Raw genomic sequence first — 11,293 nt, forward strand, 5'->3', positions numbered from 1 at the left:
CCCCGCCTGAAAAAGGCGGGCGCCGCTTTTTATGCCAAGCCTAAACGTTCAAAGATAAAGTCGACGTTTTTCAAATGATAATTGTAGTCAAAGCAGTCGGCGATTTGTTCAGGAGAAAGGCGGGATGTAATGTTCTCCTCAGCTTCGACAAGCTGGCGGAACGGCACTTGCTTCTCCCATGCTTCCATCGCTTTCGGCTGAACCGTGTCATATGCTTCCTCGCGCGCCATTCCCGTATCGATCAGCGCCAGAAGAACGCGCTGCGAGTAGATCAGTCCGAGTGTGCGGTCCATATTGCGCTTCATGTTTTCCGGGAACACGGTCAGGTTTTTCACAATATTGCCGAAACGGTTCAGCATGTAGTTCAGCGCAATCGTCGCATCAGGCAAAATGATCCGTTCCGCGGATGAATGGGAAATATCTCGTTCATGCCAAAGCGGCACATTTTCATAAGCGGTCAGCATGTAGCCGCGGATGACGCGGGCCATTCCCGTCATGTTTTCAGAGCCGATCGGGTTCCGCTTGTGCGGCATGGCTGATGAACCTTTTTGGCCTTTGGCGAAAAATTCTTCAACCTCGCGCGTTTCGCTTTTTTGCAGCCCGCGGATTTCAACGGCGAATTTCTCAATGCTTGTCGCAATCAGCGCAAGTGCTGCCATATAATCGGCATGCCGGTCACGCTGCAGCGTTTGCGTGGAAATCGGCGCCGGTTTCAAGCCCAGCTTCTCACATACGTATTGTTCAACGAACGGATCGATGTTCGCGTATGTTCCGACAGCACCGGAGATTTTGCCGACTTCGATACCTTCCTTCGCCTGTTTAAAGCGCTCCAGATTGCGCTTCATTTCCTCGTACCACAGCGCAAGCTTCAAACCGAATGTCGTCGGCTCCGCATGTACGCCGTGTGTGCGTCCCATCATGACCGTATATTTATGCTCTTTCGCTTTTTCTTTTAAAATGTCAACAAATCTCTCAATGTCCTTGAGCAAAATCTCGTTGGCCTGTTTTAATAGATAGGAAAGAGCGGTATCGACAACATCCGTTGATGTCAGGCCGTAGTGAACCCATTTTCTTTCTTCGCCGAGCGTTTCAGATACGGCGCGGGTAAAAGCGACGACGTCATGGCGTGTATCTTGTTCGATTTCTAAAATCCGGTTCATATCAAATGATGCGTTCTTGCGCATGGCCTTTACGTCTTCTTTAGGGATGACGCCAAGCTCCGCCCATGCTTCACACGCTAAAATTTCGACTTCAAGCCATGCCTGAAACCTGTTTTCATCCGTCCAAATCGCAGCCATTTCCGGTCTTGAATAACGTTCAATCATGATTTTCGTCCTCCATCTCTTTCGATCCACTTTTCTGTGATCTGCTGAATCCATTGTTGATCAGGTTTTCTTATAAATGTAATATGCCCCATTTTGCGGCCCGGTTTAACTTCATGCTTTCCATAAATATAAAGTTTCGCCTCTTTTAACAGCTCAGGCTCTTCTTCAGCCATGTGCACTTCATCGCCTAAGAGATTGACCATCATTCCTTCTTTCAGAAGCTCCGTTTTGCCGAGCGGCAATCCGCAGACGGCCCTGATATGCTGTTCAAACTGGCTTGTTTCGCACAGATCGAGCGTATAATGCCCCGAATTATGGGGGCGCGGCGCAAGTTCATTGACGAGCAGTCCGCCGTCTTCCTTCAGGAAAAGTTCAACCGCCAGCGTTCCGACGAGCTGAAGCTTTTCGGCGAGCCGGACGGCAAGATCAGCCGCTTTTTCCTGTACCGCGGATTCGACTCTCGCCGGGACGATGCTTTGAAATAGAATGTTATCTTTATGAATGTTTTCAGCAACTGGAAAAACGGCGGTTTCCCCGTACACTGACCTTGTCACAATGACGGACAGTTCCATTTTGAAATGAACCCAGCTTTCCAGAATGCAGGTTCCATGCTCTAGAAGGGCCGCTGCTTCTTCGAATTGCTCTTTTTCCTTAATTACATACTGGCCTTTTCCATCGTACCCGCCGCGGCATGTCTTCAGCACCGCCGGAAGCCCGAGTTCTGATACGGCCGCTTCCAGCTCATTGCGGTCATGAATGATTCTGTAGGGCGCCACTTTGCAGCCTGCTGATTCAATCGCTTTTTTCTCCGTCTCCCTGTTTTGCGTCAGAAGCAGAAGCTCGCTTCCCTGCGGGAGATACGCGTTGTCCTTCAGCCAGTTTAGTGCGTCATAGTCGATATTTTCGAATTCATAGGTGATGACATCGCTCGCCTCGGCAAGCTTCTGTATTGCTTCATTATCATTATAGGCCGCCGTGATTTCAAGGTCTGCCACCTGTCCGCACGGTGAGGCAGGAACAGGATCAACCACCGCCACGCGGTAACCCATCTGCTTTGCGGCGACTGCCATCATTTTGCCGAGCTGGCCGCCTCCGATGATGCCGATTGTCGCTCCTGGAAAAACCGTTTGTTTATACAAGCTGATCACTGCTTTCTAAAACCGTTTGTTTCATTTGATCTCTTCGTTCGCTCAAAGCGCGGGCTATTCTTTCATCAAAAGCCGAAAGAATCTGGGCTGCAAGCAGGCCTGCATTGACGGCGCCGGCTTTTCCGATCGCAACAGTCGCCACCGGAACACCGCCCGGCATTTGAACGATTGATAATAGCGAGTCAAGTCCGTTCAGCGCTTTTGACTGTACCGGCACCCCGATAACAGGCAGCGTCGTTTTGGCCGCAACCATTCCCGGCAGGTGGGCAGCGCCCCCCGCTCCGGCAATAATGACCTTCAAGCCTCTCTCCCGCGCTGTCTCGGCATATTCAAACATGAGATCAGGCGTCCGATGAGCGGAAACAACCTTTTTCTCAAATGGAATCTCCAATTCTTCAAGTATGTCGCAAGCGTGTTTCATCGTTTCCCAGTCGGATGTGCTTCCCATAATAACACCTGCAAGAGGCTGCATATTATTGTCCCACCTTTAGCTGTAATTCTTCGCAAACAAAAAACCCGGCTGTATTGCATGTAGGAAGCAACACAAACCGGGCATGGCGCGCTTATCGTCAGTCGTCCGCTTCTCGCGATTTCCATGTCAGTTTATTGTCCACTTTCCTGCATAGTCCGATGATTTACGGTCATCGGGTAGAGACTTATGGGCCATATTCCCAAGATTATATGAGGTCGTGTTTTTATGTCATGTTTATCTTAACAACGGACTTCAATTATGTCAACGATATTATCGAACGATATTATTTTTTGTAGTTTTAATGTTCGGGTTTTAGATTAATTTCCCTTCAAATATAATTTTCCTTCCGCATGGGACGACCTGAATCGTTCCATTTTCCTTCATCTCTTTAAAGACTGGCTCTTCCATCCGGCGCACAGGAGCATACCCTTCTTTTTGCATTTGATTCAAAACAGATTCAATCGTTTCGCCCTCAGTCACTTCAAAGCGCTTCTTCTTCGGCTTTGTCATTATTCTTTAATTCTCCTTTTCTTAACGGCTTTCACCCAAAAGCCGCCGTGGATCGTTTTCGGTTCATAGGAAACGATAAACGCTTTTGAGTCGATTGATTTGATCGTCTCATACAATTGCAGTTCATACCTTCTTGGCGTCAAAATCTGCATCGCCGTCCTGTCTCCTTCAAGTCCGCCGACGACCCAATGGGTGACGCCATATCCTTTTTCGCGGAGCTGTTTCGGAAGATCGAGATCAAGCTCCTTCGTGATTGCATTTACCATAATATATCCGAGCGCAAGCTTTTCTTCTATTTTCGTGCCGACGATAATTCCGATTCCAAACCCTACCGCATAGGCAATGACATTTTGAATTTGATTTAAATTATCTAAAACCAGTCCGAGTCCGACAACGTAGACCACCATTTCGATTGTACCGATAAAGGCGGCCAGATACCGCTGGCCTTTCAGTGTCAGTATCATTCGAAGGGTTAAAAATGTTACATATATAATATTGATAACCAAAATAATGCCAACCATACTCACAGCGTGTACTAATGCCGTGTGAAGCAATTGCAATCCCTCCTTTAGATCCAAAGCAATCATATTCTACTAGAGAAATTCCGCATATACAATCCTGTAATGACCATGCTTCACTACAAAATTTTTCGACAAACCGACACCAGGTTCCAATTATGATCAGTTTACCCTTTTTGCAGTAGTTTCAAAGCCTTTATACCGTCAAAAAAGACGTTCATATGAACGCCCCCCTCACCACAGCAGCACAGCCGGCTCCGATTGTTTCCGATCCTATCAGCTACGGCTGCTTTTTGCCTGTCTTTAGCTTTTTGATTGAACGATGCTCCTTTTCAAGGTCACTCAGCGTATACGCCGCTAAATCGTTTGGATTCTCGATCAGGCCGGACTTCATGATCTGCCTGATGAGCCATTTCTTTTTTTGATGAATCGCTTTGCGGAGAAACTTGGCCATTCGATCACTCCCCCGATCAATATGACATGTGTTTTTATATTATACTCATTAATCTTATGAGTCAACTTGGAATTAATGATAAAAAAAGCTGGTTCATCATGTGAACCAGCGGCCCGTCTTACACCGGAACGAGTGAAGACAGCAAATAACCGACCATGAACTTCCATGTCAATCCGACATACACCAATTCAAGCAAAAGGACGCCAAAGACGCAATACATCAAATCAGTCCGCATCCTTCCGCTTTTTTCATAAACGGACTGAATCATGAAAAACATTCCGAATGTCAGTCCAAGGAAGATGAAAATAGATAGGATTACCGTCATCGTCGTGATATTTAAAATCGCACAAATCATCCACAGGGCGGCCGGGATGATAAACGGAACCAACAGCAAGCCGTATTTTGCCGCAGTCTCAACAAAAGACATGTTATGCTTCAGCAAAAACCTTGACACGACCCAAATGGACCCGGCCATCCAAAACATGAACACCATGCAGTAAAGGAAAACAACGAGAAACACTTCCATGAATGGAACGGACACGCCAAATCCAAGAACCCTGCCGCGGCCGGACAAAAGCTGATAAAAATTCCCGAGCGAAAAGAAAACGGCTAACAGCGTCATGGATATAACGGAATACTTAAAATAAGACCGGTCATACTGTTCCGCCGCACGGACAGGAGATTTTAACACCTCAAGCATAAAGCTGAAATAACGGACAAGAGCGGCGTTTACGCTTTGCAATGCCGTTTTGGCTTTCGATGAGGATGTGCTTGGCTCCTTGCTTTTCCGCGCATTGCGCGAGCTTCTCGACATCCTCGATGCAGGTTCCTGATCTATTTCATGTTCATGATCTTCATCATGACTTTTTTTGTCTTTATATTGTTCATCAATCATATAAGCAACTCCTATTCTTTGCCCAAAGCGAAAGCTACTGATTTCTTTTCTAAATTACCGAAGCCTTGACAAACAGTCAAGCAAAACCCTATTTTCAAACAGATTTGGCGGTCATTATATATAACGCTGATCACCACCGAAAAGTTTTGTTTTCTTTCGCCTAATTTCGCCCGCATTAAAAAACCGATAACCCGTAAGAGTTATCGGCCATACAAAGCTTAGTGATTTAAGAAAATAAAGTAAAGAATAAAGATGACAAACAAAGCATACATAATCGGATGAACATCTTTCGCTTTGCCTTTAAAGATCATTGTGATTGGATAAAAGATGAAGCCGATCGCAATCCCCGTCGCAATACTGTATGTCAGCGGCATGCAGATCATCGTTAAAAACGCGGGAACGGCGATTTCGAATTTTGTCCAGTCAATTTTGCCGAGCGGCGCCACCATCAGCACTCCCACGACGATTAATGCGGGAGCTGTGACATTTGACGTTACAACGGTCAGCAAAGGAGAGAAAAACATCGAAAATAAAAAGAGTATTCCTGTTACAACAGCCGCAAAGCCTGATCTTGCTCCTGCTGCAACCCCTGCGCTTGATTCAACATAAGAAGTCGTCGTCGATGTTCCAAGAACCGCGCCGACAACGATCGAAGATGAATCGGCAAACAAAGCCCTTCCAGCCCTCGGCAGTTTGTTTTCTTTCATTAATCCCGCTTGTGTGGCGACCGCTACCAGCGTACCGGCAGTGTCAAAAAATCCGACAAACAGGAACGTTAAAATGACGATCAGCATATCCAAAGAGAAAATATCCTGCAAATGAATAATGGCTTGTCCAAACGTCGGTTCAAGGCTTGGAATTTTGTCGACAATCTTTGTCGGCGCATCAATCAAGCCAAAGATCACACCGGCCACAGCCGTGATCAGCATTCCGAAGAAGACGCCCCCATTCACCCGAAGCACCATCAAAATGACGGTGACGATAATTCCGAATATCGTCAGCAGCACAGGCCCGCTGTGAATGTTTCCAAGCGAAACGAGCGTGCTCGGGTTGGCCACGATAATTTTTGAACCTTGCAAACCGACAAATGTAATGAAAAGGCCGATACCGGCTCCAACCGCCAGTTTGAGCTCCGGAGGAATGGCGTTGATGATTTTTTCCCGCAATCCCGTTAAAGAAAGACCGACAAAGATAAGACCTGAAATAAACACGCCTGATAAGGCCACCTGCCAGGAAATGCCCATGCTCAGGACAACAGTAAAAGCAAAAAACGCATTCAGTCCCATTCCGGGCGCGATGGCTATCGGATATTTCGCGATGATGCCCATTAAAATACAGCCGACGGCAGAAGCAATCGCTGTCGCTGTAAAGACTGAACCCTGATCTATTCTTAATTGATTAGGAAAATCATGAACGGAAGCGAGAGACAAAGTAAGCGGATTGACGAATAAAATGTACGCCATTGATAAAAAGGTGGTCAGACCGCCAATGATTTCTCTCCGGTAATTTGTACCCAATTCATCAAACTGAAAGAAACGCTTCAAAATGGTATACTCCTCTCGATTTTCTGTCGTTTTTATTGTTTCATAAACCGTTGCTTTTAAAACAAAAAACGCCCCAAATAAACGGGACGCTTGACTACGGCAGATGTCATACTGAAAAAATGTTTCTCGGCATGAAATCAATATATACCAGCGTAGTCAAGCTATTTACGGTAGCTTGGTAGAAACTTATGGGCCATATTCCCATGATTATACGACAAGTTCTTTTTCAATTACTATGCTATTGTAGCAATATCTCTCCTTAAACACAATACAAAAAAGCGAACATTATTCAAAACAATGTCCGCTATGTTCGTTTACTGTATATTCCAATCAAGCAACCCCGCTAGTTTTTTCGCCCTTTAGAAAGTTATACAAATAAAACGTTCCTTTTGATAAGCGTGTTCTCCGCGCTTTTTCCGTTCCAGAAAAAAATGCCCCAAATCCTAAAGAGGCAAGGATTTGAGGCATTGCTATTATTCCCACTCAATTGTTGCAGGCGGCTTGCTCGTAATATCGTACACCACACGGTTAATGTGCTTCACTTCATTGACAATCCGCGTTGAGATCTTCTCAAGGACATCCCACGGGATTCTTGCCCAGTCAGATGTCATGCCGTCGATTGACGTGACGGCGCGAATTCCGATTGTATAGTCATATGTCCTCGCGTCTCCCATGACGCCGACACTGCGGATGTCAGGAAGAACGGTGAAGTACTGCCAAATATCGCGGTCAAGCCCGGCTTTGGCGATTTCTTCGCGGAGAATCGCGTCTGACTCACGGACGATTTCCAGTTTTTCTTCTGTCACTTCTCCCAAAACGCGAATTCCAAGACCCGGTCCAGGGAACGGCTGTCTCCAAACAATCTCATCAGGGATGCCAAGCTCTGTACCAAGCGCGCGGACTTCATCTTTAAATAAAGTATTCAGCGGTTCAATCAGCTTAAACTGCATATCTTCAGGCAGTCCGCCGACATTGTGGTGCGATTTGATCGTCTGCGCAGTCGCCGTGCCGCTTTCAATAATGTCGGTGTAAAGCGTGCCTTGTGCAAGGAAATCGATTCCTTTCAGCTTGTCCGCCTCATCGTCAAACACGTAGATGAACTCGTTGCCGATGATTTTCCGTTTTTGCTCAGGGTCTGAAACACCTTTCAGCTTGTTGAGGAAGCGGTCTTTTGCATCGACTTTGATGACGTTCATATTAAAGCCTTCGCTGAACGTCTTCATGACGCCTTCGGCTTCACCTTTGCGAAGAAGACCGTGGTCGACGAAAATACATGTCAGCTGATCGCCGATCGCTTTGTGGATCAAGACTGCGACAACAGAAGAATCAACTCCGCCGCTGAGCGCGCATAGCACTTGCTTGTCGCCGACTGTTTCACGGATCTTTTGCATTTCAATTTCAATGAAGTTCTCCATTGACCATTCGCCGGCGCATTCGCAAACATGGAACACAAAGTTTTTCAGCAGATCGTTTCCGTACTCAGAGTGGCGAACTTCCGGGTGGAACTGAACGCCGTACCACTTTTTATCTTTCTTGCTCATCGCTGAATTCGGGCAGTGATGGCTTGTCGCATCAACAGTGAAACCTTCCGGAACTTCAACGACTAAATCACCATGACTCATCCAAACGACTTGTTCTTTCGGAAGGTCTTTAAACAGATCCGGCTCGCCTTCGATATGAATGTTTGCTTTTCCGTACTCACGCTGGCTAGCCGCTTCCACTTTGCCGCCGAGGTAATGGGTCATCAGCTGCATGCCGTAGCAGATTCCGAGAACAGGGATGTCCAGTTCAAAAATCTTTTCGTCACAGCGGAAAGATCCTTCATCATACACGCTGTTCGGTCCTCCGGACAAAATAATTCCCTTCGGATTCATTTCTTTGATTTCTTCCGCTGTCAACGTATGCGGATGCAATTCGCTGTACACACCAAACTCGCGGATGCGCCGGGTGATCAGCTGGTTGTACTGACTTCCAAAATCCAATACAAGAATCATTTCATTTACTAACTTCGTCATGGTGTCACCTCTTTATCAAATTGTCTTTTGCACAGAAAAAATGGCGGCAGACATACGGCGGTCCTGCCCCCATTCGCGGGTTCGGCCCGGTGTGCAAAATGATTGACGCCGGGCCTGCCAGCAAAGATATATAAGGGTTTTTAATATTCACTTATTCTAACAATAGGAAAGAAAGCGGTCAAGACTATCTCCTTTTAATTAAATTTTCCCATAACTCGGCTGATTCATTCCAAAGCTTTCCTGCGTCTTCTTTTCGGTAAAGCGCCCGTTCATAACGAAGCGTCAGAAGCGTCATCTCATCGCTGTCATATCGTTTATCAACCGTTTCCGCAAATTCACGGAGCGTCTGTCCCGCTTCTTTTTTCATGCCTTTTCTCTTCAACTGGCGGAGCAGCTCCTCATACGCCTTGAAGAATACGGCATCATCCTGCCGCTTTTTCAATCTGGCGGCAATCATGACAGGGAGCCAAATTGTCCGTGTAAAATAGAGACCCGCTCCTGCGGCCAAGAGAAGAAGCAGAAATGCCGCGCCATACCAGAGAACACCGCCTGCGCCGCCGCGGTTTGCAGCCGCATCTGTTTGACGGTCTTGTTGGGCATCAAGCCTTTGATTCCCACTGTTTTTTTGTTCTTCTTTGACGGCTTGTTTTCTTTGATGATCGGCATATTCCTGTTCTTTTCCGCCTTTTTCTGAAGCGGCATCCTCACGCCCGCCGCCGGAATGCTCGATCAGCTGCTCGGGGTTGATAAAGCCTTTCGTCGGCTCGAACGTCACCCAGCCCTGTCCTTCAAAATAGACTTCAACCCAGGAATGGGCATTGTTGTTTGTCACTTCATAAACGGTCTGCTTTTTATCGGGCGACGTCCCGGCAAACTGCCCCGATGTATAGCCTTTCACCCAGCGGGCTGGTATCCCGGCAGAACGCAATAACACCGTCATCGCCGTGGAAAAGTTGTCGCAATACCCGATTTTGGTTTCGAATAAAAATTGGTCAACATAATCCTGATTTTTACTCGGAACGGCGACATCTTTTGTCTGATACGAAAAATCGGAAGAACCGAGATAGTCTTCAATCGCTTTCGCTTTGTCGTAAACATTGTCATGGCCTTTCGTCAAATCAAGGGCGAGCTGTTTGACACGCTCGGGAAGGGAAGCGGGAAGCTGCAGATATTTTTGGTGTCTTTTGCCCCACTCCCCCTCAGAATCCATGCTGATGCTTTTCAGCTTGTTCACGTCAAAAACCGGGGATTCATAGGTCAGGGAATAGCTTCCAAGATTTTGAATGTCCGCCCCCATCCGGCCGCTTGGAATCATCCGTTCCGTATTGCCGTTCATCTTAAGGGGTACGAAATCGTCCAATAAAATCGCCTTCGTCCCGATCGGATATAAGACATGATCATAGCGGTAAGCCGGATTGATGTCGACCTTGACTTTGCGCGTCTCTGTTTTGACAATTTTATCATACCATTGATAATCGAGCTTATTATCATCCAGATTGATGGTTGCCCCGGCCTTCTCATCTTCAGACCAGCCTTTGCCGGTATAATGGGTCTTCGTTTCCACCCTGAAATAGCTTCTTTCCTTGCCCTGCCATGTAAAGACCAATGTATTGTCTTGTGTGAATGGTCCGCCCAGTGATGTATCATTGGTTCCATAGCCGACCTTGTTTTTGCCGCCTGAAGTAAAATCGCCATTGGCCGCCGTTTTGATAAACGGCACCGGATCAGGCCAAATCGGATCCGTCTTCGGCGCAGCTATGCCCACAGCAGCAGCGGCAGCAGTCAGCAGCAGCAGCGGAGCAAACCATTTGGCAAATAATGATGCGGAAGCTTTGAGCCTCTCGCTCTCCTTCATCCGCTCCAAATACAGCATTCCCAGCAAAAGAAATCCCAATATAGCGATCCGGACGATCGCATATGACGCGTCAAAAGGCGTAAACGTGTCAATCACTGTAATATAAACGATCGTCATAATGAAAAAGAAGAAGATTCTCCGCTGGTAGATCACCCAATAATGCAGAAGGTAGACTAATAGCCAGAGCAGGACGAAAAAGAGCAGCGTCCGAAACAAAGGCGACATATCGCGCCACATCCCGGAGAAAATGAACGATACATTATGATTGACCTCTTGCAAAAGCTTTCCGACCCAGGAGGCTGAGAGCAACGGGCCGTCGTAGAATATCCAATGAAGCGCAAACAATATAAAGCCGAGGCTGACCGGAAACCTGATCATCCAAGGAACCTTAAAAAATGTAAACAAAAAAACCATCGCGATAAAAACGATAAAAAAGACGGTATGCCCCGTATCCGTAAAATACTGCAAAGGACGGAGCCACTCCCAAAGGAGCAAAAAAGTTAATACATAAAAAATCAGCAAACTGACCCGGCTGTTTCTTTCTCTCGACATCATGC

Annotated in this window: 10 protein-coding genes and 2 riboswitches; all 10 genes read right to left on the reverse strand. The window is 46.8% G+C overall.

What is annotated here, in order from left to right; translation table 11 throughout:
* Window positions 1–29: 29 nt before the first annotated feature.
* Complete coding sequence (gene purB, locus BTR1S_RS10700; protein ID WP_006637328.1) at window positions 30–1,325, reverse strand: adenylosuccinate lyase; 1,296 nt, start codon at window positions 1,323–1,325, stop codon at window positions 30–32.
* Window positions 1,322–2,464, reverse strand: a complete 1,143-nt coding sequence (gene purK / locus BTR1S_RS10705) for a 5-(carboxyamino)imidazole ribonucleotide synthase (protein WP_029419904.1) — start codon at window positions 2,462–2,464, stop codon at window positions 1,322–1,324. Before purK ends, purB begins: the two co-directional genes overlap by 4 nt.
* Window positions 2,457–2,945, reverse strand: coding sequence for a 5-(carboxyamino)imidazole ribonucleotide mutase (gene purE / locus BTR1S_RS10710; RefSeq protein ID WP_006637326.1), 489 nt, complete (start codon window positions 2,943–2,945; stop codon window positions 2,457–2,459). Before purE ends, purK begins: the two co-directional genes overlap by 8 nt.
* A gap of 131 nt (window positions 2,946–3,076) precedes the next feature.
* Window positions 3,077–3,178: riboswitch (purine riboswitch) on the reverse strand.
* A 79-nt stretch (window positions 3,179–3,257) separates the two neighbouring features.
* A complete protein-coding gene (locus BTR1S_RS10715) occupies window positions 3,258–3,455 on the reverse strand; it encodes an NETI motif-containing protein (protein ID WP_006637325.1) in 198 nt (65 codons plus the stop codon).
* Window positions 3,455–3,976 (reverse strand): DUF2179 domain-containing protein, encoded by a 522-nt coding sequence (locus tag BTR1S_RS10720; RefSeq protein WP_411802872.1) that lies wholly within the window; start codon window positions 3,974–3,976, stop codon window positions 3,455–3,457. Before BTR1S_RS10720 ends, BTR1S_RS10715 begins: the two co-directional genes overlap by 1 nt.
* Window positions 3,977–4,253: 277 nt before the next feature.
* Entirely contained in the window at window positions 4,254–4,427 is a 174-nt protein-coding gene (locus BTR1S_RS22800; protein ID WP_006637323.1) for a hypothetical protein, read from the reverse strand.
* Window positions 4,428–4,545: 118 nt separating this feature from the next.
* Entirely contained in the window at window positions 4,546–5,322 is a 777-nt protein-coding gene (locus tag BTR1S_RS10725) for a DUF6574 domain-containing protein (protein WP_006637322.1), read from the reverse strand.
* A gap of 218 nt (window positions 5,323–5,540) precedes the next feature.
* The gene (locus BTR1S_RS10730) at window positions 5,541–6,866 is read right to left on the reverse strand and encodes an NCS2 family permease (protein ID WP_006637321.1); all 1,326 of its coding nucleotides are present in this window, start codon (window positions 6,864–6,866) and stop codon (window positions 5,541–5,543) included.
* A gap of 133 nt (window positions 6,867–6,999) precedes the next feature.
* A riboswitch (purine riboswitch) is annotated at window positions 7,000–7,101 on the reverse strand.
* Between the two features lie 238 nt (window positions 7,102–7,339).
* The gene (gene guaA / locus BTR1S_RS10735; RefSeq protein WP_006637320.1) at window positions 7,340–8,881 is read right to left on the reverse strand and encodes a glutamine-hydrolyzing GMP synthase; all 1,542 of its coding nucleotides are present in this window, start codon (window positions 8,879–8,881) and stop codon (window positions 7,340–7,342) included.
* A gap of 184 nt (window positions 8,882–9,065) precedes the next feature.
* Window positions 9,066–11,288, reverse strand: a complete 2,223-nt coding sequence (locus BTR1S_RS10740) for a DUF4129 domain-containing transglutaminase family protein (RefSeq protein WP_029419906.1) — start codon at window positions 11,286–11,288, stop codon at window positions 9,066–9,068.
* Between the last annotated feature and the right edge of the window lie 5 nt (window positions 11,289–11,293).

It is taken from the genome of Bacillus sonorensis NBRC 101234 = KCTC 13918 (assembly GCF_001592005.1).
In the GTDB taxonomy this organism is placed as follows: domain Bacteria; phylum Bacillota; class Bacilli; order Bacillales; family Bacillaceae; genus Bacillus; species Bacillus sonorensis.